Origin of the sequence: Pseudomonas jinjuensis, assembly GCF_900103845.1 — a bacterium.
In the GTDB taxonomy this organism is placed as follows: domain Bacteria; phylum Pseudomonadota; class Gammaproteobacteria; order Pseudomonadales; family Pseudomonadaceae; genus Pseudomonas; species Pseudomonas jinjuensis.
Map to the genome: position 1 here is coordinate 51,386 of NZ_FNIJ01000001.1, position 24,119 is coordinate 75,504.

Below are 24,119 nucleotides of genomic sequence, written 5' to 3' on the forward strand. Positions count from 1 at the left end.
TGGTCAATGTAACTCGGGGGATTGTTTTCCCCGGGTCGAAAAGGAATCGAAATCAATGCTCCGAGAACGCCTGTTAAAGCTTCCGCGACGTTACAAGCGATTGCTGCAGGTCACGACTGACGTCATCCTGGTCTGGACTGCCCTGTGGCTGTCCTTCGTGGTACGCCTTGGAATGGATAACCTGTCCTATCCATTCACCGCCCATACCTGGCTGTTCATCGCCGCTCCGGCCATCGCCATTCCGCTGTTCATCCGCTTCGGCCTGTATCGTGCGGTGATGCGCTATTTCGGTAACGACGCACTCATCACTATCCTGAAGGCGGTGACCGTTTCGGCGCTGGTGCTCTCCCTGGTGGTCTATTGGAACCGCGCAGTGACCGAGGTAGTGCCGCGTTCGCTGGTATTCAACTATTGGTGGATCACCCTGCTGATGGTTGGCGGCTTGCGGCTGGCTATGCGCCAGTACTTCATGGGCGGTTGGTATGGCGTGCAGGCGGTACCGTTCCTGAGCAACAAGGATGAAGGACTGCCGAAGGTTGCCGTGTATGGCGCCGGTTCGGCGGGCAACCAACTGGTGGCTGCCCTGCGCATGGGGCGGGCGATGCGTCCGGTGGCCTTCCTCGACGACGACGAGGGAATCGCCGACCGGGTCATTGCCGGCCTGCGGGTGTACAAGCCCAGGCATATCCAGCAGATGATCGACGAGACGGGCGCGCAGGAGATACTCCTGGCGATACCCTCGGCGTCACGGGCGCGTCGCCGTGAAATCCTCGGCCTGCTCGAGCCATATCCGCTGCACGTGCGCAGCGTTCCGGGATTCATCGATCTGGCCAACGGCCGGGTACGCGTCGACGATATCCAGGAGGTCGACATCGCCGACCTGCTGGGGCGCGATCCGGTGGCGCCGCGCAAGGAGCTGCTGGAGCACTGCATCCGTGGCCAGGTGGTGATGGTCACCGGGGCCGGCGGATCGATCGGGTCGGAACTGTGCCGGCAGATTCTCGCCTGCGGCGCGACGACGCTCATCCTCTTCGAACATTGCGAATACAACCTGTACCGCGTGCACCAGGAGCTGGAGCTGCGCGTGAAGCGCGAATCCCTGCCGGTGCAACTGATCCCCATTCTGGGCACCGTGCGCAATGCCGAGCGTCTGCTCGACGTGATGCGCACCTGGAAGGTCGCCACCGTCTACCATGCAGCGGCGTACAAGCATGTGCCGATTGTCGAGCACAATATTTCCGAAGGGGTGCTGAACAATGTGCTCGGCACCCTGTATACCGCCCAGGTGGCGATTCAGGCCGGGGTGCAGAATTTCGTCCTGATCTCCACCGACAAGGCCGTCCGGCCGACCAATGTCATGGGCAGTACCAAGCGCCTGGCCGAGATGATCCTGCAGGCGTTGAGCCAGGAACCCGCACCGGTGCTGTTCGGCGATCGCTCCGGCGTGCACCAGGTGAACAAGACCCGCTTCACCATGGTGCGTTTCGGCAACGTGCTGGGTTCGTCCGGGTCGGTCATTCCGCTGTTCCGCGAGCAGATCCGCCGCGGTGGTCCGGTGACGGTCACCCATCCGGGAATCACCCGCTATTTCATGACCATCCCCGAGGCGGCGCAGCTGGTCATCCAGGCGGGCTCCATGGGGCGCGGCGGCGACGTGTTCGTGCTCGACATGGGGCAGCCGGTGCGGATTCTCGAACTGGCCGAACGGATGATCCGCCTGTCCGGCCTGAGCGTGCGTTCCGAACAGTTGCCGCATGGCGACATCGCCATCGAGTTCAGTGGCTTGCGCCCGGGCGAGAAGCTCTACGAAGAGCTGCTGATCGGCGACAACGTCAGCGCCACCGACCATCCCATGATCATGAAGGCCAACGAAGAGCTGCTGCCGTGGGAGACCTTCAAGATCGCCCTGGCCGAACTGCTGAAGGCTGTCGAACTGGGTGACTATGCGCGGGTGCGCCTGCTGCTGCGCGAAATGGTCAACGGCTACAGTCCCGAGGGCGAGATCGTCGACCTGATCCACCAGCATCGGCGGGTCGAACCCTGAGCCTGCGAGTGTCGGGTGCTTCCGCGCCCGGCACTGAAATTTCTCTGACAGGATGGGGAAGTTACTGAATTAGGTTCTGGCGCCGGTGCCGCTCTTTCCGTGGACGTTCCTGGCGATAAGGTTTGTGGCGGGCCCGATTGCGGGTTCCCTACCACCAACCTTTCAAGGGACTGACCCATGAAGAAAATCCGCTTTTCTGCATTGTTGATGCTCCTGCTGTCCTGTGTGTCCTTCACCGATGTCGCTTCCGCCGCAACCAAGGGCGAGGCGGCGAAACCTGCAGCGGTACAGCAGGCGCCGGCCGAAAACGTGGCCCTGGTGAATCTCAATACCGCCGACGTGGCCCAGTTGCAGAGCGAACTGAAGGGTATCGGCGAGAAGAAGGCCGAAGCCATCGTCCAGTATCGCGAGGCCAACGGTCCCTTCACTTCGGTCGATCAACTGCTGGAGGTCAAGGGCATCGGCAAGGCTACGCTGGACAAGAACCGCGAGAAACTGACCATCAAGTAATTTCTGCAGCAACTAAAAAAGGCTCTTCACGGCGACGTGAAGAGCCTTTTCGTTTCCGGGGCAATCAGCTCCAGGCGAGGATTTCCCAGCCGGATTTTTCCGCATGGGCGCGCAGCACCGGATCGGGGTTGACCGTGTGCGGATTGCCCACCAGGCCGAGCAGCGGCAGGTCGTTGCGCGAGTCCGAATAGAAGTACGCGCCGGCCAGGTGGCTGTCGTCGCCCTGCAGCCAGTCGCGCAGGCGGAGGACCTTGCCTTCGCGGTAGGTGAGGGTGCCAAGGGTACGGCCGGTGTAGCAGCCCTCCAGCACTTCCAGGTCGATGGCCAGCACGTTGTCGATACCGATGCGCGCGGCGATGGGCGCGACCAGATGCACGCCCGAAGCGGAAATCACCAGAGTGCGGTCACCGGCCTGGTGATGGCGGGCGATGGTGGTGCAGGCGTCGCTGTAGATCAGCGGCTCGATCACATCCTCGACGTAGGCCTCGACCTCGCGTTCGACTTCCTCGACGCTGCGCCCGCTCAGCGGCTCCAGGCTGAAGGCCATGTAGTCCTCCATCGACAGCTTGCCGTCGCCGTACAGCGCCATCAGTTCGGCGTCGCGGCGGACGAAGGACTCGGCATCCACCCAGCCCAGGTCACCCATGCGCCTGCTCCACAGGCTGGCGCAATCGCCGGCGATCAGGGTTTCGTCGAGATCGAAAATTACCAGGGCCATCAGGTTACCTCTCGAATGCTTTCATGGTCGATTTGCAGTCCCAGCCGGCTCCCGGCCGGGTAGAGTCGTTCGGCGCCGCGGTTCAGCACGTCCACCGTCAGTTCGATGCCTGCCGCCTCGACCCGGTAGCGGATCACGTTGCCCAGCAGGCTGTGGGACAGTACGCGCACCTCGATGCCGTTGCCGGGCTCGGGATTCAGGCTCAACGACTCCGGCCGGATCGCCACCTGCCGTTCGCAGGTCCGCCCCAGCAGGCGGCTGGCCTGCGTGGCGTCGAGCAGGTTGTAGTTGCCGATGAAGCCGGCGGCGAAGGCGTTCTGCGGCGCAGTGTACAGGGTTTGTGCGTCGCCACTCTGCACGATCCGCCCGGCGTTCATCAGGACGATGCGGTCGGAAAGCACCAGTGCCTCCTCCTGGTCGTGGGTGACGAACACCGTGGTCAGTCGAAGCTCCTGCTGGATGCGGCGGATCTGCTCGCGCAGGTGCTTGCGGATGCGCGCGTCCAGCGCCGACAGCGGTTCGTCGAGCAGCAGCAGGCGCGGACGGGTGATCAGCGAGCGGGCCAGCGCCACCCGCTGGCACTGGCCGCCGGAGAGCTGGTGCGGATAGCGCCCGCTCAGGTCGCCCAGCTCGACCAGCTCCAGGGTCTCGGCGACTCGCCGGCGCGCCTCTTCGGCGGGCACCTTCTGCATGCGCAGGCCGAAGGCGACGTTCTGCTGCACGGTCATGTTGGGGAACAGCGCATAGCTCTGGAACACCATGGCGATGCCGCGCTTCTGCGGGCTCACCGGCACCACGTCATGGCCGTCGATGAGGATGTGCCCGCTGTCCACCGCGGTCAGGCCGGAAATGCAGCGCAGCAGTGTGGACTTGCCGCACCCGCTTGGGCCGAGCAGGGTGACGAATTCGCCGCGTTCGGCGGAGAAGTCGATGTCGTTGAACACCCGGGTGCTGCCGAAGCTCTTGTTCAGTCGCTCGACGCTGAGGAAGGCCATGCTCAATCCCTGTCCCGGTTCAGGCGGTTGGCCGCCCAGGTGAACAGCAGGACGAAAGCGAAGTAGGAAATGACGATCGCGCTGGTGTAGTGGCCGCTGCTGTTGCGCATGTTGTTGAGGAACACCTGCAGCGTCTCGTAGCGGGTGCCGACCAGCAGGTTGGCGAAGACGAATTCGCCGATCAGGAAGGAGAACGACAGGAACAGCGCCACCAGCAGCCCCTTGCGCAGGTTCGGCAGCACCACCAGCAGCGCAGCCTGCCAGGTGCTGGCGCCGAGCAGGTGGGCGGCGTCCATCAGGTCGTGCAGGTTGATCGCCTGCAGGTTGTTGCTGATCGCCCGGTACATGAAGGGCAGGGCGATGCTGAAGTAGCAGCCGACCAGTATCCACGGCGTGCCCACCAGCGGCAGTGGTCCGCCGGCATAGAGCTGCAGCAGGCCGACCGAGGACACCACTGGCGGCACGGCGAAGGGCAGCAGGATCAGCACGTTCATCAGCGCATCCAGGCGCGGGAAGTGATAGTGCACGACGAACATCAGCGGCAGCACCAGCAGCACGCTGAGCAGCAGCGCGCCGAAGCACACCAGCAGCGACTGGCCGAAGGCGAGCAGGAAGCGCGGGTCGCTCCACAGTTGCAGGTACCACTTCAGCGTCAGGCCGTCCGGCAGCACGCTGGCCGACCATTGCGTGGCCAGCGAGTACACCAGCGTGGCCGCCAGCGGCAGCAGCAGGATGAAGAACAGGCCGTAGACCACCAGGCGGTGGTACAGGCCGCCACGGCGCTCAGCGCTGTGCATGGTGGCTCCGGCGCAGCAGCCACTGGTGGACAATGGTGATCAGCGTCATCAGGCCGACCAGGATCATCGCCAGCGCGCTGGCCATGTTCGGGTCGAGGAAGATGTCGCCGGCCACCAGTCCGGCGATGCGGATGGTCAGCACGTTGAAGTTGCCGGTGGTCAGCGCGTAGACCGTGGCATAGGCGCCCAGCGCGTTGGCCATGAGGATGACGAAGGTGCCTAGCAGCGCCGGGGTCAGCACCGGGAGGCCGATGTGCCGCCAGAACTGCCACGGGCTGGCGCCGAGCAGTGCCGCGGACTCCCGCCAGTCCTCGCGCAGGGCGTCGAACGCCGGGTAGAGCAGCAGCACGCCGAGGGGAATCTGGAAATAGGTGTAGAGGATGATCAGGCCGGTCTTCGAGTACAGGTTGAAGTCCTCGATCAGCCCCGCCTGCTTGAGCAGCAGGGTGATGGCACCGTTGAAGCCGAGGATGATGATGAAGGCGAAGGCCAGCGGCACTCCGGCGAAGTTGCTGGTCATGTTGGCGAAGGCCATGACGAAGTCGCGCAGGCGGCTGTCCACCTGGCGCAGCGAATGGCTGCCGAGAACGGCGACGAACAGGCCGATCAGGCTCGACCAGAGGGAAATCTCCAGGCTGTGGCGGATCGCCTGGCGGTAGAAGGGCGAGGAGAAGATTTCGCTGAAGTTGCCCAGTCCCCAGCTACCGCCAGCCTGCACGCTGTGCAGCGCTACCCAGAACAGCGGGGCGAGCTGGAAGGCGAGGAAGAACAGCGCGAACGGCAGCAGGCAGAGCAGGGCGGGCAGACGCGACTTCATGCCTTCAGCAGCTCCCGGCAGACCGGCTTGTCGTGGGCGACGCCGAGGATTTCGCAGAGCGTGCCGCAGATCTCCACCTGCCGCGGGCGCGCCTGGTCGTCGAGGCTGAATGCCGCGCCGAAGGTGAACAGCGGCACCTCGCGCTCCTCGGGCAGGATGCCGCCGTGGCTGCAGTCGTCGTTCATGCCATGGTCGGAGACGACCAGCACCTGGTAGTCGGCCTCCAGCCACTGCTGCAGGTACTCCGAGAGGAGGACGTCGGCATGCCGGGCGCTGTTGCGGTACTGCGGCGAGTTCAGGCCGTGCTGGTGGCCGGCGTCGTCGATGTTCATCGGGTGGACCAGCAGCAGGTTCGGCTCATGGCGGCGGCGCAGGCTTTCGCCGTCGCAGAACAGGTGCGAATCCGGATAGTGGTCGACCCAGTAGAAATGGCCGTACTGGATCGGCAGCGACGGGTCATCGGTATGCCGGTCGCGGGTGGGGTTGAACGGCGCGCGGTTGTACAGCTCGCTGATCCAGTGATAGGCCGCCGCCGCGGTGCTCAGGCCGGCGGCGCGGGCGTAGTGGAACAGGCTGCGCTCCCGGGACAGGCGCACCACGTTGTTGTGCAGGATGCCGCTGTCGATCGGCGCCACGCCGGTGAGGATGCATTCGTAGAGCGGCCGCGACAGCGACGGCAGCTCGCTTTCGACGCGGTACAACTGGCCGCGTCCGGCATTGCAGAGCGCCTGCAGGTGGCCCATGCAGTCGTGGGCGACGCTGTAGTTCAGGCCATCGAGGAGAACGAGGATGACATCGTGGCGCATCGCAACCGCCTTCCGGACTGGTCCGCCGGCCCTGGGGCGCGGCGGACGTCCGCGTCATTGCATGTTGATGATCACGCTGTCCTGCCACATCCGCGGCAGACGCCTGGAGGTTTCCTCCCAGGCCCTGGCGTCCTTGATCGGCTGGGCCTTGGCGTACTGTTCGTTGGGCAGCAGCTTGGCCTTCACCTCATCCGGAAGGGTCAGGTGTTCGGCGCGGATCGGCCGCGCGTTGCCCTTGGCCAGGTTGATCTGCCCGGCATCGCTGAAGATGTACTCGCGCGCCAATTTCGCCGCGTTCGGCTGCCTGGCGTACTTGTTGATGATGGTGGTGTAGCCGGAGATCACCGAGCCGTCGGACGGGATCAGCACCAGGAAGCGGTTCGGGTCGATCTGGTCGCGGTAGCTCAGGCCGTTGAAGTCCCAGACCACGCCGACTTCCACCTCGCCCTTTTCCAGCGTGCTGATCACCGGGTTGGTCAGCGACAGGCGGCCCTGCTTGGCGATCTTCGCGAAGAAGTCCAGCCCGGGCTGGATGTTCTTCTCGTCGCCGCCGTTGGCGATGGCCGCGGCGAGCACACCGTTCACCGCCTGGGCGGCCGAGCTGACGTCGCCGATGGTGACCTTGTACTTGCCGTTCAGCAGGTCGGCCCAACTCTTCGGCGGTTCCTTCACCAGGTCCTTGTTGACGATGAAGGCGATGGTGCCGGTATAGGCCAGCGCCCAGTGGCCGTCCTTGTCCTTGGCCCAGTCCGGAATCTGGTCCCAGGTGCTCGGCTTGTAGGGCTGGCTGACGCCCTGCTGCACGGCGATCGGACCGAAGGCGGCGCCGACGTCGCCGATGTCGGCGGTGGCGTTCTCGCCTTCCGCCTTGAACTTGGCCAGTTCCTGCGCCGAGCTCATGTCGGTGTCCATGTGCTTGAGGCCGTACTTGCTTTCCAGGTCCTTCCAGGTGTCCTTCCAGTTCGCCCAGTTGTCGGGCATGCCCACGCTGTTCACCTGGCCCTCCTGGCGGGCCGCCTGTTCCAGCGCCTGCAGATCGGCGTCGGCAGCCACGGACAGGCCGGCGCCGAAGGCAATGGCCGATCCCAGCAGTGAAGCTAGCAAGCGATTCATTCGGTGCTCCTTGGCTCATCGGACGGATGATGGTGCGGAAAGGCCCGAGCGGGCGCCGGCCAGTCCATGCGGCGGGTGTGATGCCTGCGTGTCAGCGCGTCCGCGGATTTCCTTGTCAGCCTGGATCAGCGTAGACCATGGGAGCTTGCGGCAGGCGGCACGGCATCCGCTGGGGAGCCGTGCCGGGAGCGGGGAACGGAGAGGGAGTTACGGCAGGTCGGCGCTGTCGTAGAAGGCGCGCAGGACCTTGGCGAGGTAGGTGAGGTCCTTGCTGCCGGCCAGTTCGCGGATGGAGTGCATGGCGAAGGTCGGCAGGCCGATGTCGACGGTGCGCACGCCGAGCTGGCCGGCGGTGAGCGGGCCGATGGTGGAGCCGCAGGCCATGTCGCTGCGCACCACGAAGCTCTGCACCGGCACCTCGGCTTCCAGGCACAGGTGGCGGAAGAAGCCGGCGGTTTCGCTGTTGGTGGCGTAGCGCTGGTTGGCGTTGATCTTGATCACCGGGCCGCCGTTGAGCAGCGGGCCGTGGTTGGCGTCGTGCTTGTCGGCGTAGTTCGGATGCACGCCGTGGGCGTTGTCGGCGGAAACCAGCAGCGATTTCTGCACGACGCGGGCGAAGGCGTCGCCTTCCGGCAGCAGGCGGCGCAGCACCTGCTCGAGGAACGGGCCGTCGGCGCCGCAGGCGGAGCACGAGCCGACTTCCTCGTGGTCGGTGCAGACCAGCACGCCGCTCTGCTCGTCGCTGCTGGACAGCAGCGCGTCCAGGCCGGCGTAGCAGGACAGCAGGTTGTCCAGGCGGGCGCCGGCGATGAACTCGTCCTGCAGACCGAGCACCGCGGCGCGCTGGGTGTCGTAGAAGCTCAGTTCGTAGTCGAGGATGGTGTCGGCGCCGATGCCGTGCTCGAGTTGCAGCTGTTCGGCGAGCAGGTCGCGGAAATCACGGGATTCGCCGACGGCGAGCTGGGCGAGGATCGGCGGCAGTTCGTTCTGCGCGTTGATCGCCCAGCCCATGTTGGCGTCGCGGTTGAGGTGGATCGCCAGGTTCGGGATCACCGCGATGGGGCGGGCGAAATCGATCAGGCGGCTTTCCACCTTGCCGGCCAGGCGGAAGGTGACGCGGCCGGCCAGCGACAGGTCGCGGTCGAACCAGGGCGCGAAGAGGGCGCCGCCGTAGACTTCCACGCCCAGCTGCCAGTAGCCCTTGCGCGCCAGCTCCGGATTCGGCTTGACCCGCAGGCAGGGGCTGTCGGTGTGCGCGCCGACCAGGCGCAGGCCATTGTCCAGCAGCGGGCCGCGGCCCAGCTTGAAGGCGATCAGCGAGGAGTCGTTGCGGGTCACGTAGTAGCGGCCACCGGCCTCGGTGCGCCAGGCTTCGCGCTCGTCGAGGCGCCTGTAGCCGGCTTCTTCGAGGCGGCGGGCAAGGCTCTGGGTGGCGTGGAAGGGAGTGGGGGAGGCCGCGAGGAAATCGATCAGGCTCTGGTTGAGTTCTGCACGCATGGGAAACTCCGGACAGCGAATGGGGGCATTTTATCGCAAATGCGTATCCAGCGGCCTTGTCGCGGGCATGGCCCTATAACGTCACACACTCTTATCGTTCCCACGCAGGAGCGTGGGAACGATGGATACCGTGGCGCGGGCTAGAACGGCGCCGGGCTCTCGAAGCGCAGGCGTTCGCCGGTCTGTGGGTGGGTCAGGCAGAGCATGCTGGCGTGCAGGCAGAGGCGGTCGTGGGCGGCCAGGGCCTCGGGGTTGGCATACAGGCGGTCGCCGAGCAGCGGATGGCCGATGGAAAGCATGTGCACGCGCAGTTGGTGCGAGCGGCCGGTGATGGGGGTGAGTTCGACCCGGCACCAGTCGCCGCAGCGTTCGATGACGCGCCAGAAGGTCAGGGCGTGGCGACCGTGCTCGTGGCACACCACGTGGCGCGGCTTGGTCGGCGGGTCGTAGCGCAGGGGCAGGTCGATGCGGCCGCTGTCCAGTTCCGGCTGCCCCCAGCACAGCGCGGTGTAGGCTTTCTCGGTCTCGCGGTCGTGGAACTGCCGGGACAGTTCGCGATGGCTGTCGGCATCGCGAGCCAGCACGATCAGGCCGGACGTCTCCCAGTCCAGCCGATGGACGATGCGTGCCTCCGGATAGCTGTTCTCCTGCAGGCGGGTGATCAGGCAGTCCTTGTTGTCGTCCGCCCGTCCGGGAACGGAAAGCAGCAGGGTAGGCTTGTTCACCACCAGCAGGGCGGCGTCCTCGTGGACGATCTGGATGTTCGACAGCGGCATGGTGTCTCGTCGGCGGGTAGAAACGACTGCGGCGGCCGAAGCCGCCGCAAGGGTCCCGGCGCGGAATCAGCGTTCCGGCAGGGTGATGTTGAGTTCCAGGATCGAGCAGCTGCCCTGGTTCGCCAGTTCGACCTGGACCTGTTCCTGCTCGATCGGCACGTACTTGCGGATCACTTCCAGCAGGTCTTTCTGCAGCTGCGGGAGGTAATCCGGTTGCGAACGGTTGCCGCGCTCGTGGGCGACGATGATCTGGAGTCTTTCCTTCGCAATGGAGGCGGTGCTGGGCGCCTTCCGGCTGCGAAAGAAGTCTAATAGGCTCATTCACGTCCTCCGAACAGTCGTTGCAGGAATCCTTTCTTCTGCACATCGAGGAACCGATGCGGCATCTCTTTGCCCAGCAGGCGGTCGACCGCGTCGCTGTAGGCCTGGCCGGCGTCGCTTTGCTCGTCGAGGATCACCGGGACGCCCTGGTTGGATGCCTTGAGTACGGCCTGGGATTCCGGGATCACGCCGAGCAGGCGGATGGCGAGGATTTCCTCGACGTCGGTGACGCCGAGCATTTCGCCCTTGGTGACGCGCTCGGGGTTGTAGCGGGTCAGCAGCAGGTGTTCCTTGATCGGGTCCTCGCCCTTCTCGGCGCGGGCCGACTTGCTGGCCAGCAGGCCGAGCATGCGGTCGGAGTCGCGCACCGAGGAGACTTCCGGGTTGGTCACGACGATCGCCTCGTCGGCGTAGTACATAGCCAGGTGCGCGCCCTTCTCGATACCGGCAGGGGAGTCGCAGATGATGTATTCGAAGGACTTCTTCAGCTCTTCCATGACCTTGCCGACCCCTTCCAGGGTCAGGGCGTCCTTGTCACGGGTCTGGCTGGCGGCCAGCACGTAGAGGTTTTCCAGGCGCTTGTCCTTGATCAGGGCCTGGGTCAGCGTGGCTTCGCCGTTGATCACGTTGACGAAGTCGTATACCACGCGGCGCTCGCAGCCCATGATCAGGTCGAGGTTCCGCAGGCCCACGTCGAAGTCGACGATGGCGGTCTTGAAACCGCGCAATGCCAGGCCGGTGCCGAGGGCGGCGCTTGTGGTGGTTTTACCGACGCCACCCTTACCGGAAGTGACTACGAGGATCTTGGCCAAGGTGATTCACCCCAATGAAAAACGAGAAGTTCTGGTCCCTGAAAGTCGCGGCAGTATCCGTTAAAGGCGGGTGATGTTCAACACGTCACCCGACAGGCTGACGTGCACGGCCTGCCCCCATTGCGGACTGCGTCGCAGGTCTTCGGCGACCTTGTAATTACCGGCGATGGACACCAGTTCGGCGGCCAGTTGCTGGCAGAAGATCCGTGCGCTGGTGTCGCCTTTTACGCCGGCCAGGGCGCGTCCGCGCATCGGACCGTAAACATGGATGTTGCCGTCGGCGAGAAGTTCCGCGCCGGGACTGACCGGAGCGAGGACGATGAGGTCGCCGCCGGGGGCGTAGATCTGCACGCCGCCACGCACCGGCGCGGTGATCAGCTTGGTCGGGCGGCTTTCGGCGACCGGCGGCTCGGCCTTCTTCTCGACGGCCGGCGTCGGGTCGGCGAGCTTTTCCACGCGGCGGCGGCGTACGGCGGGTTCGGCCGGCGCGCTGTCCCTGGCTTCCAGCGGACGGTCGCGGGAACCGGAGGCGGGCAGCACGGGGATGTCCAGCATGGTCGCCAGGCGCAGGTCTTCCTCGCGGTTGGCGCGGATCGCCAGGGTACGCAGGCCGTGGCGGCGGCAGATGTCGAGCACGCCCTGCAGGTCGAGTTGGCCTTCTTCGTCGGGCAGCTTGTCGAGGGCGAGCACCAGCGGGGTGTCGCGGAAGAAGTTCGGCGCCTGGGCGACCTTGTCGGTCAGCTGCCGGTTCAGCCGAGCCAGATCGTTGTGCGCCAGTTCCAGCACGGTGACGGCGAGCATGCTGCCCTTCAGCTGGAATACGGGGTCTTGCTCGAGGAGATCGGCTTGGCTCATGGGTGGCCTAACTTGTTAAATAACATCGACTTATAACGGAGCGACCGGGCAGTCGCAAGGGTGCCGCGGCGCCAGCGGGAAATCGTCCGATGATGGCAGCCGCAAAGATCGGACAGCAAGGTAGAATGCCGGGTTTCGTTCCCCCGCCGGATTCTTTCATGGACCGTCCCAGCTTTCGTCCCGCCTTCCTCCATCCGCGCTTCTGGCCGCTCTGGCTGGGACTGGGGCTGCTCTGGCTGGTGGTGCAGCTGCCGTATCCCGTGCTGCTCCGGCTTGGCCGCGGCCTCGGCGCGCTGATGTACCGCGTCGTCGGCAGCCGCCGGGCGATCGCCGCGCGCAACCTGGAGCTGTGCTTCCCGCGGATGTCCCCGGCCGAGCGCAGCCGCCTGCTGAAGGAAAATTTCGCCTCCAGCGGCATCGCTTTCCTCGAGATGGCCATGAGCTGGTGGTGGCCGCGGGCGCGTCTGGCGAAGCTGGCGCACATCGAGGGCCTGGAGCACCTGCAGCAGGCGCAGCGCGAAGGGCAGGGCGTGATTCTCATGGCCCTGCACTTCACCACCCTGGAAATCGGCGCCGCGCTGCTCGGCCAGCGGCACACCATCGACGGCATGTACCGCGAGCACAAGAATCCGGTGTTCGACTACATCCAGCGCCGCGGCCGCGAGCGGCACAACCCGGATGCCACCGCCATCGAGCGCGAGGACGTGCGCGCCATGCTCAAGGTGCTGCGCGCCGGCCGGGCGATCTGGTACGCGCCGGACCAGGACTACGGCGCCAAGCAGAGCATCTTCGTGCCGCTGTTCGGCATCCAGGCGGCCACCGTCACCGCCACCACCAAGTTCGCCCGGCTCGGCCGCGCCCGCGTGCTGCCGTTCACCCAGACGCGCCTGGCCGACGGTTCCGGCTACCGGCTGACGATCCACCCGCCGCTGGCCGATTTCCCCGGCGAGAGCGAGGAAGCCGATTGCCTGCGCATCAACCGCTGGGTGGAGCAGGAGGTCACGCGCCAGCCGGAGCAGTACCTGTGGGCGCACCGGCGCTTCAAGACCCGGCCGGCGGGCGAGCCGAAGCTGTATTCGAAGAAGCGCCGCTGAGCGGCGGCCTGGCGCAGGGCCCGACATACCGAAGGGCGACGATCCAAGGATGCCGTCTTGAGCGAAACCGACTCGTTCCGAACTCCCGCACCGCCCGTCACCGCCCTGATCCTTTCCGGCGGCGGAGCCCGCGCCGCATACCAGATCGGCGTGCTGGCGGCGATCGGCGACCTGCTGCCGAAGGGCGCGCCGAATCCCTTCCCGGTGATAGTCGGTACCTCCGCCGGCGCCATCAACGCCGTGGGGCTGGCCTGCGGTGCGCTGCACTTCTCCGACGCGATCCAGCGCCTGACGCGGGTCTGGCAGCAGTTCCGCAGCGGCCAGGTGTACCGCTCCGACTTCTCCGGCGTGGTCGGCCAGGCCATGCACTTCCTCGGTCACAGCCTGCTCGGCCTGGGCGGGAGGCGTCCGGTGTCGCTGCTCGACAGCCGCCCGTTGCGCCATCTGCTGGCGCGCGAGCTGGACTTTTCCGGAATCGCCGCGGCCATCCGCCAGCGCAGCCTGCGCGCGGTGGCGGTGACCGCCTTCGGTTACGAATCGGGCCAGGCGGTGACCTTCTACCAGGGACGCGGGACCATCCAGCCGTGGCTGCGCCATCGCCGGATCGGCGTGCCGACGCGCCTGCGCCTGGAGCACCTGCTGGCCAGTTCGGCGATTCCGCTGCTGTTCTCCCCGGTGAAGATCCAGCGCGAATACTTCGGTGACGGCGCGGTGCGCCTGCAGGCGCCGATCAGTCCGGCGCTGCACCTGGGGGCGAACCGGGTGCTGGTGATCGGCGTCAGCGGCAATCCGCTGACGGGGGATGCCAATGTCGCGGTCGGCGACCAACGGAGCGGGTTGCCGCCGACCCTGGCGCAGATGGGCGTCCATCTGCTCAACAGCACCTTCATCGACAGCCTTGAAAGCGACATCGAGCAGGTCGAGCGGATGAACAACCTCGGTGCGCTGATTCCGGAACAGCTGCGGGAGATAACGCCGGGCCTGAAGCCGGTGGAGGTGCTGGTGGTTTCGCCGAGCCGGCCGCTGGACGAGATCGCCGCCCAGTACCGCGACGAGCTGCCCTGGGCGATGCGCCTGTTCCTGCGCGGGCCGGGCGCGACCAGGGCGAGTGGTGCGGGGGTGCTCAGCTATCTGCTGTTCGAGCAGGGCTACTGCAACGAACTGATCCAGCTGGGCTACGACGATGCCATGCGGCAGCGCGCCGAACTGGCGCGCTTCCTCGGGCTGGACGGGGGCGATCAGACCGCCAGCACGCCGTCGCGATAGTCGCGCAGGGCCTGTTCGATTTCCTCGCGGCTGTTCATCACGAACGGCCCGTACTGCACGACGGGTTCGTTCAGCGGCTTGCCGGCCAGCAACAGGACGCGGGCGCCGCCGTCGCTGGCCAGGCGCAGCTCGCTGCCTTCGCCCAGGCGCGCCAGGCGGTTGCTGCCGACTTCGCTGCCGCCTTTTTCCCCCTCCACCTGCAGGCTGCCTTCGTAGACGTACAGCAGCACGTTGTGCCCCTCCGGCAGACGCGGGCTGACGCTGCTGCCAGCCGGCAGCACCAGGTCGTAGTAGTGCGGCTCGGTGACGGGGCGCTGCACGGCGCCGTCCAGCAGCGTCTCGCCGTTGTCGAAGCGCCCGGCGATCGCCGTCACCTCGACGCCGCCGGCGGTGCGGGTGCGCGGCACGTCCTGCGGTTCGATATCGCGGTAGCCGGCCGGCGCCAGCTTGTCCCGGGCCGGCAGGTTCAGCCACAGCTGGAAGCCGCGCATGGCGCCGTCCTGCTGTTCCGGCATCTCGCTGTGGATGATGCCGTGGGCGGCGGTCATCCATTGCACGCCGCCCGGCTTGAGCAGGCCTTCGTTGCCCAGGTGGTCCTCGTGGCGCATGCGGCCTTCGAGCATGTAGGTGACCGTCTCGAAGCCGCGGTGCGGGTGCGCCGGGAAGCCGGCGATGTAGTCGTCGGGGTTCTGCGTGTCGAACTGGTCGAGCATCAGGAACGGATCGAAGCGTTCGATACCGGGGCCGCCGATCACCCGGGTCAGGCGCACGCCGGCGCCATCGGAGGCGGGACGGCCGATATGCAGGTCACGGACTTCACGGAAACGGGGCATGGGAACCTCCTCATCGGTTGATGGAGTCATGCTAGTCCCGATTCATGAATCAATGGTTGCGAGTTTTTCTTGATTCCTATCGATGGTGTCGATTGATCGGTGTTCCGCTATTCCCTGATCTGCAGCTTGCGCGCCTCGGTGTAGAAGTAGCGCAGCTTCTCGTACTCGAACGGCGAGTTCATCTGGCCGTAGCGGAAGTTGGTGCTGTAGCGCTTGTCGACCACGCGCAGGGCGGTGATTTCCGGGTGGCGGCCGCTTTCCTCGGCGACGTTCAGGTAGTTGACCTGGCTTTCCGCGGCGAAGTCGGTGACCAGGCCGCCGGTATCGCGCACGTTGGACGGGCCGAGGATCGGCAGCACCAGGTAGGGGCCGCCGGGTACGCCGTAGAAGCCCAGGGTCTGGCCGAAATCCTCGGTCTGCCTGGGCATGCCCCAGCGCGTGGCCGGGTCCCACAGGCCGAACACGCCCACGGTGGTATTCACCAGCAGCCGGCCGGTGGTGTTCAGGGCGCGCTTGCCCTTGAACTGCAGCAGGCTGTTGAGCAGGCTCGGCACGTCGCCGAGGTTGCTGAAGAAGTTGCTGACGCCGCTGCGGACGAAGTGCGGGGTGACGAACTCGTAGCCGCGCACCACCGGCAGGAACACCCACTCGTCGAAGCGGTAGTTGAAGTGGTAGACCCGCCGGTTCCACGACTCCCACGGGTCATAGACGTCCAGCGCGTCGAGGGTGGCGCGTTCGAATTCGCGCTGGTCGAGGCCGGGGTTGATCTTCAGCTGGTCGAGCGGATGGGTGAAGCCGTCGGCGTCCGCTTGCGATTCGAAGGGGTGCGGCGCGGGTCTGGTGGCGTCGGCCTGGGCGAGTCCGCAGCCGAGCAGCAGGGCGAATATCCAGGGGCAATGGCGAATCATTCGGTCAGTTTCCTTTCAGTGCTGCCGTCTGCAGGCCGGCGCCGCTGTCCTGGCCGCGGAAGAACGCCAGCATGTCCTGGGCGTTGACGCGGTAGTTGAGGTTGCCGCAGTGGCCGCCGCGCGGGTAGAGCGTCAGGCGTTCGCCGAAGGTGCGGCGGAGGAAGCCCATGTCGCCCGGGCCGAGGATGATGTCGTCGGCGTTGTGCATCACCGCGATCTTCGGGCTTTGCTGCAGGTAGTCCTTGATTCCGTAGAGGCTGACCTGGTTGATCAGCTGCGGCAGGCTGCCGCCGTTGTAGCGCGCGCGCCACATGGGGATCAGCTGCTCGGTCACGTAGCACTCGAAGTCGCACTGCATGGCGCGGGCGAAGAACGGCACCAGGCTGGTGCTCTCGCTGACCGGGTAGTTCGGCGGGATGATCAGGCCGCGGCGGTTGATCAGGTCCGAGGTGAAGGCGATGTCGGCGGCGGAGAAGCGGAACGTGGCGCCGATCAGCATGGCCATCTCCTCGTTGCTCAGGTGCTGCCGGGACTGCTGGAAGTCGTAGAGGAAGGCGTCGTTGAGGTCGATATAGCCCTTCTGCTGGAAGTAGCGCGTCAGCTTGCCGAGGATCACCCCATAGAAGGTGCGGTTGTCGGTGATGCCCTTGACCTCGGTCTGCACCAGCCGGTCGAGGTTGCTGATCGAGGTGTAGAGGTTCACCGGCGGGTTGAGCAGCAGCACGCGCTTGAAGTTGAAGCTGCGCCGGGTCTCGTCGAGGTGGCTGACATACGCCGCGTGCAGGGCGCCGAGGCTGTAGCCGGTGAGGTAGAAGTCGGTGACCTCGAGGTCCGGATGCTGGGCGCGCACGGCCTGCATGACCCGGTACAGGTCGTCGGCGTCGTCCGGCGTGTAGCCCGGCGTGGCGAAGCGCGAGGCGGAGACCATGAAGTCCCAGCTGGTCGGCGAGGATAGCTGCACCACGTGGTAGCCGGCGCCGTAGAACAGCTGCTTGAGGTAGTTCGGCGTGGAGCTGGCGTAGTGCGCGCCGGTGCCGGCGATGATGAAGATCAGCGGTGCCGGGCCGTCCTGCCGGGCCAGGCGGTAGTGCAGTTTCTTCACCGGCCAGAAGTTGTCCGGCAGCTCGTGCTCGCGCTCCGGGCGCAGCTTCAGCGCGTAGTCGTGCTGGTCGATGTCCGAGTTGTCCGGCACCTGCGCGCGCAGTTCCGGCGGCGTGGTGGCGATGGTCGCCTCGAACGGGTTGGCCAGGGGGTAGCCGTAGCTGGCCTGGTCGACGTCCCGGGCCGACGCGGGCCCGGCGAGAGCCAGGGCGAGGCCGCCGAGCAGGGCGGCCACACGGGATATGAATGACATGGCGCGGAATCCTTGGAAGATGCTGGCCGAATGGGTATCGGCGGATATGACCAGTGGCGGCCCGACAAGTGCGCCGGGCCCGGCGCTTTCGCTGCGCGTCAGTCGCGCCGGCCCAGCTCGGCCAGCGCGTCTCCGGCCAGGCGGTAGACGCTCCACTCGTCCATCGGCACTGCGCCCAGGCTGCGGTAGAAACCGATGGCCGGTTCGTTCCAGTCCAGCACCGACCATTCCAGCCGGCCGCAGCCGCGTTCCACCGCCAGCTTCGCCAGCGCGGTCAGCAGCGCCTTGCCGAGGCCCAGGCCACGGGCGGCGGGGCGGACGAACAGGTCCTCCAGGTAGATGCCCGGCTGGCTGAGGAAGGTCGAATAGTTGTGGAAGAACAGCGCGAAACCGGCCGCTTCGCCGTCCACCTCGCCGATCAGCACTTCCGCGTAGGGGCGCGGGCCGAACAGGTGCTCGTGCATGCGCGCCGCGTCGGCGGCCATCTGGTGGCTGAGATGCTCGTATTCGGCCAGTTCCGCGATCAGCGCGAGGATCAGCGGAACGTCATCGGGGCGGGCGGGGCGAAGGCTGATGCGGGACATGGCGGTTCCTTCCGGGGCAGGGATTCCGAGCATGCCGTCTGTGTCCGGTCGCTGGCAACTGCCAGCGCTTGCATGGCCTCCGGCGATGGCTATGCTGGGCGCCGGTTTCGTCCCGGAGAGGCGCCATGCCCAGTCGTTCTGCCGTGATCCTGCTGCTGCTCGCCCTGCCGCTCTGGCTGGCCGCCGCCTATGGTGTGCGCCTGGGGCTGATGGAGGACGGGCAATGGGTCGGCCTCTGCGCCGAACAGGCGGGGCGCTGGGAATGCCAGCTGCGCGCCGGGTTGGGGTTGTTGATCCATTTCGGAGTGATCGCCGGCGTGGCACTGGCTGCCGCGCTGCTCGCCTTCTTCTGGCCGGGGCGCGTCGGCTGGTGGCTGGCGACGCTGGCGCTGTTCCTCGGCCTGCCGGCGTTGGCGCTGTATTCCGCCGGCCTGGCGGTGTTCGCGGTGGTGATCGCCGGATTGCGGCTGGTGCGAGGAACCTAGGGTGGATCAGCTCCATCGATCCACCATGACCGCGCAAGGGTGGATGAAAAAAGCCTCATCCACCCTACGTTTCCGCCGCTCAAAGACAACATCGCAGGAGCGACTGTCTTGGCATCTCAGCGCATTTTGTTCGCGAGCAAGGACTGGGCGTCCCCCTCGGTCCTACGAAGAGCGGGAACATGCCGGCAGGAGCGAGCTTGCTCGCGAATCCTGTAGAAGCGGGCCATGCCCGCGACCGGCCGCTCAGCAGCGGACTGGCTCGGCGCCGTTCTCTTGCGCAGGCCGCCGGACCCGCAATCCGCGCCAGAGCGCCGCGGCGAGCAGCAGGCTGACCGCGGCCCAGCCCAGCGCCTGGGCATTGGTCCAGTCTTCCTGCAGCAGTTGCGGGACGATGCCGGCGGCGATCAGGGCGGTCAGCAGCAGGGTTTCCCGGCGCGGGCCGCGGGCCGGTCGGCACAGGTAGACCAGCGCCGGGAACAGCAGCGCCACGCTGGGGAAGCTGCGGTAGCGGGCATCGAACACCAGCGCCAGCACCATGACCGCACCGGCGAAGCCGCTGGCCGCCAGCCACCAGCCGCCGCGCGCTTCCAGCCAGGCGAACAGGCGCTCGCGCCAGCCGCTGCGTGCGGCAAGCGCCAGGCTGGCATGGGCCAGCACGATCAGGTTGAGTCCGACCAGCGCCGCGGCCCAGAGGTATTCGCCGGCGAAGCGGCTGGTGACCAGCGCCTGCTCGATCCACAGGCCGATGCACGAGGCGCCGAGCGCCGCAGCGAACGGCAGCAGCAATGCCGCGCGGGAACCGGTCGGGCGGCCGGCGAGCAGCAGGCCGGCGGCGCAGACCACCCCGGAAAGACCCAGCCACAGCGGCCAGTGCGGCAGGTTGGAAACCGGCCCGGCGAGCACGCCCTTTTCCTCGCGATCGGCATCGAACAGCCCCCAGTAGCCGCCCACCGCGCCTTCGCTCTCGCGCTTCCACGGCTGGTCGAAGGCCTCGATCAGGTTGTAGCGCCAGCCGTTCTGTTCGGCCATGCGCACGAAGCCGCGGATGAAGCGCGCCTCGTTGACCCGGCTGGGCACGGCGGTTTCGCGCTGGCGGCCTTCGCTGGGCCAGCCAGTCTCGCCGATCAGGATGTCCTTGGGCGCGAAGGTGCGGCCGAACAGCGTGCGCACTTCTGCGACCCGGACGAGGGCCTGGTCGATGCCGGCGGGGTCGTCCTCCCAGTACGGCAGCAGGTGGATGGTGAGGAAATCCACCGCCGGAGCGATTTCCGGGTGGCGCAGCCAGAATTCCCAGACATCGGCATAGGTCACCGGCTGTTCGATCCGGTTCTTGACCTGGCCGATCAGCCGGGCCAGGTGGCGGGCGGTGACTTCCTTGCGCAGCAGCGTCTCGTTGCCGACGATCACCGCCTGCACCACGTCGGGGTTGGCGTTGGCGGCCTTGATCGCCAGTTCGATCTCTCGCGCGGTGTCCTGCCGGCTGGCGTTGACCCAGGCGCCCAGCAGCAGCTTCAGGCCGTGCTTGCGGGCCAGCGCGGGGATGTCTTCGAGACCGGTCATGGAATAGGTGCGCACGCATTCGAAGCGCGTCGCCAGCAGCGCCAGGTCCTTGTCCATCTGCTCGGGGCGGAGCACGAAGGGCTGGTCGAACGGCGACTGGTCCTTGGCGAAGGGGCTGTAGGATGCGCACTGCAGTTTGTGCGTGGCGCTGGCCGCGTCAGGCAGGACGACCGGCCGGCCGAGCCAGTACCAGGCGCCGGCCATGGCCAGCAACGCCAGCAGCAGGGCCAGGCAGTAGGGAAGGGCGGGGAAGCGCTGGGCGTGGGGCATGGGGGCGGCGCATGGCGGCGGAGTGGCGCATCTTAGCAACGCCGCCAGGCGTCGTCAGCGGGCCGGCATGGCCGGCCGCCGGTCTTCAGGCGTGGAAGGGCAGGCAGTGGTGGCCGTGGCTTTCGTGTTCTTCGCCGCGACGGCCCTCGATGCGTTTCCAGAGTTTCTCGTGAAAGTAGAAGCCGACCGAGTTGCACAGCGGTTCGATGACCGCCACCAGCCCGCCGACGGTGACGCTGCCGGTCAGCGCATAGGCGACGCTGAAGGCGATGACGAAGTGCATCACGGTGAAGGTCAGGGTCTTGAGCATGGCGGCTCTCCCGTAGTTGAGAATCGTTTCCTGTTGAAAACAGGCTATCTCCTGGCACGATGAATCGAAAATTGCCACCTTCGATGGCTCCGATAGGGGCAGGCAATGGTCGCGAATCGCTCGCCGATGTCGCTGCCGGACCGGTCCTGTCGCGGATCGCTTCATTGCGGGTCGTTCTCGGAGCAGTTCGCCGGGGGGGCAGGCAGATCATTGAAGGGCGGCCATGACCGCATCTGCATCGGGGCGCCCGCCCGCGATGCCCATCGATAAGAAAGGGGAGAAAAGCATGCGAATGATGCGACGACTGTTGTGCCTGGGAGCCGGCCTGGCGATGTCGGCTGCGGCGGGGTTGGCGGGTGCGGCGGACAAGCCGGAAATCACCATCGGTTACGTCGACGGCTGGTCGGACAGCGTGGCCACCACCCACGTCGCCGCGGAAGTGATCCGCGAGAAGCTCGGCTATGACGTCAAGCTGATGCCGGTGGCGGCGGGCATCATGTGGCAGGGCGTGGCACGCGGCAAACTGGACGCGACGCTCTCCGCCTGGCTGCCGGCCACCCACGGCGCCTACTACGAGAAGATGAAGGACAAGGTGGTCAACCTCGGCATCAACTATCCGGACGCCAAGATCGGCCTGATCGTGCCGGAATACGTGCAGGCCAACAGCATCGAGGACCTGAACGCGCAGAAGGACGCCTTCGGTGGGCGCATCGTCGGCATCGACGCCGGCGCCGGCGTGATGCTCAAGACCGACAAGGCGATCAAGGACTACGGCCTCGACTACAAGCTGGTGGCCAGTTCCGGCAGCGGCATGATCTCCGAGCTGACTCGCGCGGAGAACGAGAAGAAGGCCATCGCGGTGACCGGCTGGATTCCGCACTGGATGTTCGCCAAGTGGAAGCTGAAGTTCCTCGAGGATCCGAAGAAGGTCTACGGCGACGTCGAGCACGTCGACAGCATCGCCAACCCGGCGCTGGAGGCCAAGGCCAAGCCGGTGTGGGACTTCCTCAAGCAGTTCCGCTGGAAGAACGGCCAGGAGGTCGGCGAGGTCATGCTGGCGATCCAGGAAGGCGAGAAGCCCGAGGTGGCGGCGAAGAAATGGGTCGACGCCAACCCGGAGCGGGTCAAGGAGTGGGTTGCCACTCCGGTCGCCCAGACGGCCAACTGATCGGCCGGAACCGCCAGCGATAGCCCCCCACAAATCCCCTGTCACCCTCGCGGCGACAGGGGATTTTCTTTTCCGGGCGCTCTATTCCGGCCATCCGCGCCAGGGCGATGCGGGTGGCCGCTATTCGCTACGACTAAAGTCGTCTGGAGAGCTTGCACCAGAGTCCTACAGTAGGAACCGACGACTTCCGCGTCATCCCCGCTGTGAGGACAAAAACAAAATGAACGACAGCATCTACCAGCGGATTGAGAGCAATCCGCGCTTCAAAGAACTGGTGGCCAAGCGCGAGCGATTCGCCTGGCTGCTCTCCCTGATCATGCTGGGCCTGTACGTGGGCTTCATCCTGCTGATCGCCTTCGCACCGCAGATCCTCGGCGCCCGCATGGGATCGGATACCTCCGTCACCTGGGGCATCCCGATCGGCGTTGGTCTGATTGTCTCGGCCTTCATCCTGACCGGCATCTACGTGCGCCGCGCCAATGGCGAGTTCGACAGCCTCAACCAGCAGATCCTCAAGGAGGCCCAGCAATGATCGCTCGCCTGTTCGCCGCTCTCGGGCTGGCTGCCTTCGCTCCGGCCCTCTGGGCCGACGCCCTCACCGGGGATGTGCAGCGCCAGCCGATGAACGTTTCCGCCATCGTCATGTTCGTCGGTTTCGTCCTGTTCACCCTGTGCATCACCTACTGGGCCTCCAAGCGCAGCAAGTCGGCCGCCGACTTCTATACCGCCGGCGGCAGCATCACCGGCTTCCAGAACGGCCTGGCGATCGCCGGCGACTACATGTCCGCCGCGTCCTTCCTGGGGATTTCCGCGCTCGTCTTCACCTCGGGCTATGACGGCCTGATCTATTCCATCGGCTTCCTGGTCGGCTGGCCGGTGATCCTCTTCCTGATCGCCGAACGCCTGCGCAACCTCGGCAAGTACACCTTCGCCGACGTCGCCTCCTACCGCCTCGGGCAGACGCAGATCCGCACCCTGTCCGCCTGCGGTTCGCTGGTGGTGGTGGCCTTCTACCTGATCGCGCAGATGGTCGGCGCCGGCAAGCTGATCCAGCTGCTGTTCGGCCTGAACTACCACGTCGCGGTGGTCCTGGTCGGCATCCTGATGGTCCTCTACGTGCTGTTCGGCGGCATGCTGGCGACCACCTGGGTACAGATCATCAAGGCCGTGCTGCTGCTGTCCGGCGCGACCTTCATGGCGGTCATGGTGCTCAAGCACGTCAACTTCGACGTCAGCACCCTGTTCTCCGAAGCCATCAAGGTCCACCCGAAAGGCGAGGCGATCATGAGCCCCGGCGGCCTGGTGAAGGACCCGATCTCGGCCTTCTCCCTCGGCTTCGCGCTGATGTTCGGCACCGCCGGCCTGCCGCACATCCTGATGCGCTTCTTCACCGTCAGCGACGCCAAGGAAGCGCGCAAGAGCGTGTTCTACGCGACCGGCTTCATCGGCTACTTCTACATCCTGACCTTCATCATCGGCTTCGGCGCGATCCTGCTGGTCAGCACCAACCCGGCCTTCAAGGACGCCGCTGGCGCCCTGATCGGCGGCACCAACATGGCCGCCGTGCACCTGGCCAACGCGGTGGGTGGCAACCTGTTCCTCGGCTTCATCTCCGCGGTCGCCTTCGCCACCATCCTGGCGGTGGTCGCCGGCCTGACCCTGGCGGGCGCCTCGGCGGTGTCCCACGACCTGTACGCCAGCGTGATCAAGAAGGGCAAGGCCAACGAGAAGGATGAACTGCGCGTGTCCAAGGTGACCACCATCGCCCTCGGCGTGGTAGCCATGGTGCTCGGCATCCTGTTCGAGAAGCAGAACATCGCCTTCATGGTCGGCCTGGCGTTCTCCATCGCCGCCAGCTGCAACTTCCCGGTACTGCTGCTCTCCATGTACTGGAAGAAGCTGACCACCCGCGGCGCGATGATCGGCGGCTGGATGGGCCTGATCACCGCGGTGGTGCTGATGATCCTCGGCCCGACCATCTGGGTTCAGATCCTCGGCCACGAGAAAGCCATCTACCCGTACGAGTACCCGGCGCTGTTCTCCATGGCCGTGGCCTTCATCGGCATCTGGTTCTTCTCCATCACCGACAAGTCCACCGCTGCCAACGAAGAGCGCGCACGCTTCTTCCCGCAGTTCATCCGTTCGCAGACCGGTCTGGGTGCCAGTGGCGCGGTAGCCCACTGAGTCACCGGAACGTAATGCCATGACCGCAGACTGGAGGCCATT

The 24,119-nt window shown here is 66.1% G+C and carries 25 protein-coding genes; 8 read left to right on the top strand and 17 right to left on the bottom strand.

The annotated features are described in order from the left end of the window. Positions 1-55: 55 nt before the first annotated feature. Positions 56-2,044: a polysaccharide biosynthesis protein gene (locus BLR75_RS00225; protein ID WP_084313062.1), complete on the top strand. Its 1,989-nt coding sequence runs from the start codon at positions 56-58 to the stop codon at positions 2,042-2,044. A 177-nt stretch (positions 2,045-2,221) separates the two neighbouring features. Then, on the top strand, positions 2,222-2,554 hold the full coding sequence (locus BLR75_RS00230; protein WP_084313063.1) for a ComEA family DNA-binding protein: 333 nt from the start codon (positions 2,222-2,224) through the stop codon (positions 2,552-2,554). 64 nt (positions 2,555-2,618) lie between these two features. On the opposite strand, the gene BLR75_RS00235 is transcribed toward BLR75_RS00230, so the two are convergent. The 11 genes from BLR75_RS00235 to minC all read right to left on the bottom strand — a co-directional run bounded on the left by BLR75_RS00235 (position 2,619) and on the right by minC (position 12,061). Further along, positions 2,619-3,272: an HAD family hydrolase gene (locus BLR75_RS00235; protein WP_084313064.1), complete on the bottom strand. Its 654-nt coding sequence runs from the start codon at positions 3,270-3,272 to the stop codon at positions 2,619-2,621. Next, positions 3,272-4,267 (bottom strand): ABC transporter ATP-binding protein, encoded by a 996-nt coding sequence (locus tag BLR75_RS00240; protein ID WP_084313065.1) that lies wholly within the window; start codon positions 4,265-4,267, stop codon positions 3,272-3,274. Before BLR75_RS00240 ends, BLR75_RS00235 begins: the two co-directional genes overlap by 1 nt. A gap of 2 nt (positions 4,268-4,269) precedes the next feature. Then, complete coding sequence (locus BLR75_RS00245; RefSeq protein ID WP_084313066.1) at positions 4,270-5,064, bottom strand: ABC transporter permease; 795 nt, start codon at positions 5,062-5,064, stop codon at positions 4,270-4,272. Then, on the bottom strand, positions 5,051-5,881 hold the full coding sequence (locus BLR75_RS00250) for an ABC transporter permease (protein WP_084313067.1): 831 nt from the start codon (positions 5,879-5,881) through the stop codon (positions 5,051-5,053). Before BLR75_RS00250 ends, BLR75_RS00245 begins: the two co-directional genes overlap by 14 nt. Then, positions 5,878-6,687 carry an alkaline phosphatase family protein gene (locus BLR75_RS00255; protein WP_084313068.1) on the bottom strand — a complete coding sequence of 270 codons (810 nt, stop codon included), beginning with the start codon at positions 6,685-6,687 and terminating at the stop codon, positions 5,878-5,880. Before BLR75_RS00255 ends, BLR75_RS00250 begins: the two co-directional genes overlap by 4 nt. 54 nt (positions 6,688-6,741) lie before the next feature. Continuing rightward, positions 6,742-7,800 carry an ABC transporter substrate-binding protein gene (locus BLR75_RS00260; protein WP_084313069.1) on the bottom strand — a complete coding sequence of 353 codons (1,059 nt, stop codon included), beginning with the start codon at positions 7,798-7,800 and terminating at the stop codon, positions 6,742-6,744. Between the two features lie 207 nt (positions 7,801-8,007). Continuing rightward, on the bottom strand, positions 8,008-9,297 hold the full coding sequence (locus tag BLR75_RS00265; protein WP_084313070.1) for a M18 family aminopeptidase: 1,290 nt from the start codon (positions 9,295-9,297) through the stop codon (positions 8,008-8,010). A gap of 140 nt (positions 9,298-9,437) precedes the next feature. Continuing rightward, positions 9,438-10,073 (bottom strand): RluA family pseudouridine synthase, encoded by a 636-nt coding sequence (locus tag BLR75_RS00270; protein WP_084313071.1) that lies wholly within the window; start codon positions 10,071-10,073, stop codon positions 9,438-9,440. A 66-nt stretch (positions 10,074-10,139) separates the two neighbouring features. After that, on the bottom strand, positions 10,140-10,394 hold the full coding sequence (gene minE / locus BLR75_RS00275) for a cell division topological specificity factor MinE (RefSeq protein WP_084313072.1): 255 nt from the start codon (positions 10,392-10,394) through the stop codon (positions 10,140-10,142). After that, positions 10,391-11,206 carry a septum site-determining protein MinD gene (gene minD, locus BLR75_RS00280; protein ID WP_084313073.1) on the bottom strand — a complete coding sequence of 272 codons (816 nt, stop codon included), beginning with the start codon at positions 11,204-11,206 and terminating at the stop codon, positions 10,391-10,393. The genes minE and minD overlap by 4 nt, the downstream gene beginning before the upstream one ends. Positions 11,207-11,266: 60 nt before the next feature. Beyond that, positions 11,267-12,061, bottom strand: a complete 795-nt coding sequence (gene minC, locus BLR75_RS00285) for a septum site-determining protein MinC (RefSeq protein WP_084313074.1) — start codon at positions 12,059-12,061, stop codon at positions 11,267-11,269. A gap of 158 nt (positions 12,062-12,219) precedes the next feature. Here minC and BLR75_RS00290 point away from each other — a divergent pair, with 158 nt between their 5' ends. Continuing rightward, positions 12,220-13,155, top strand: a complete 936-nt coding sequence (locus tag BLR75_RS00290; RefSeq protein WP_084313075.1) for a lipid A biosynthesis lauroyl acyltransferase — start codon at positions 12,220-12,222, stop codon at positions 13,153-13,155. Between the two features lie 57 nt (positions 13,156-13,212). Then, positions 13,213-14,421, top strand: coding sequence for a patatin-like phospholipase family protein (locus tag BLR75_RS00295; protein ID WP_084313076.1), 1,209 nt, complete (start codon positions 13,213-13,215; stop codon positions 14,419-14,421). On the opposite strand, the gene BLR75_RS00300 is transcribed toward BLR75_RS00295, so the two are convergent. The 4 genes from BLR75_RS00300 to BLR75_RS00315 form a co-directional block, all read right to left on the bottom strand. Beyond that, on the bottom strand, positions 14,394-15,254 hold the full coding sequence (locus tag BLR75_RS00300; protein WP_084313077.1) for a pirin family protein: 861 nt from the start codon (positions 15,252-15,254) through the stop codon (positions 14,394-14,396). The two genes, BLR75_RS00295 and BLR75_RS00300, sit on opposite strands and share 28 nt — an antisense overlap. A gap of 107 nt (positions 15,255-15,361) precedes the next feature. After that, a complete protein-coding gene (locus tag BLR75_RS00305) occupies positions 15,362-16,162 on the bottom strand; it encodes an MlaA family lipoprotein (RefSeq protein WP_084313078.1) in 801 nt (266 codons plus the stop codon). 4 nt (positions 16,163-16,166) lie between these two features. Next, complete coding sequence (locus BLR75_RS00310) at positions 16,167-17,516, bottom strand: alpha/beta fold hydrolase family protein (RefSeq protein WP_084313079.1); 1,350 nt, start codon at positions 17,514-17,516, stop codon at positions 16,167-16,169. 98 nt (positions 17,517-17,614) lie between these two features. Beyond that, on the bottom strand, positions 17,615-18,100 hold the full coding sequence (locus BLR75_RS00315; RefSeq protein ID WP_084313080.1) for a GNAT family N-acetyltransferase: 486 nt from the start codon (positions 18,098-18,100) through the stop codon (positions 17,615-17,617). 125 nt (positions 18,101-18,225) lie between these two features. Here BLR75_RS00315 and BLR75_RS00320 point away from each other — a divergent pair, with 125 nt between their 5' ends. Further along, a complete protein-coding gene (locus tag BLR75_RS00320) occupies positions 18,226-18,585 on the top strand; it encodes a hypothetical protein (protein WP_084313081.1) in 360 nt (119 codons plus the stop codon). A 243-nt stretch (positions 18,586-18,828) separates the two neighbouring features. Here BLR75_RS00320 and BLR75_RS00325 read toward each other — a convergent pair whose 3' ends face one another. Together BLR75_RS00325 and BLR75_RS00330 are read right to left on the bottom strand one after the other, a co-directional pair. Next, positions 18,829-20,415 (bottom strand): glycoside hydrolase family 17 protein, encoded by a 1,587-nt coding sequence (locus tag BLR75_RS00325; RefSeq protein WP_084313082.1) that lies wholly within the window; start codon positions 20,413-20,415, stop codon positions 18,829-18,831. Between the two features lie 85 nt (positions 20,416-20,500). Then, complete coding sequence (locus BLR75_RS00330) at positions 20,501-20,725, bottom strand: DUF2061 domain-containing protein (RefSeq protein WP_084313083.1); 225 nt, start codon at positions 20,723-20,725, stop codon at positions 20,501-20,503. A gap of 286 nt (positions 20,726-21,011) precedes the next feature. Here BLR75_RS00330 and BLR75_RS00335 point away from each other — a divergent pair, with 286 nt between their 5' ends. The 3 genes from BLR75_RS00335 (at position 21,012) to BLR75_RS00345 (ending at position 24,077) form a co-directional block, all read left to right on the top strand. Beyond that, positions 21,012-21,893, top strand: coding sequence for a glycine betaine ABC transporter substrate-binding protein (locus BLR75_RS00335; protein ID WP_084313084.1), 882 nt, complete (start codon positions 21,012-21,014; stop codon positions 21,891-21,893). 220 nt (positions 21,894-22,113) lie between these two features. Further along, positions 22,114-22,425: a DUF485 domain-containing protein gene (locus BLR75_RS00340; protein ID WP_084313085.1), complete on the top strand. Its 312-nt coding sequence runs from the start codon at positions 22,114-22,116 to the stop codon at positions 22,423-22,425. After that, on the top strand, positions 22,422-24,077 hold the full coding sequence (locus tag BLR75_RS00345; protein ID WP_084313086.1) for a cation acetate symporter: 1,656 nt from the start codon (positions 22,422-22,424) through the stop codon (positions 24,075-24,077). Before BLR75_RS00340 ends, BLR75_RS00345 begins: the two co-directional genes overlap by 4 nt. The last annotated feature ends 42 nt before the right edge of the window (positions 24,078-24,119 follow it).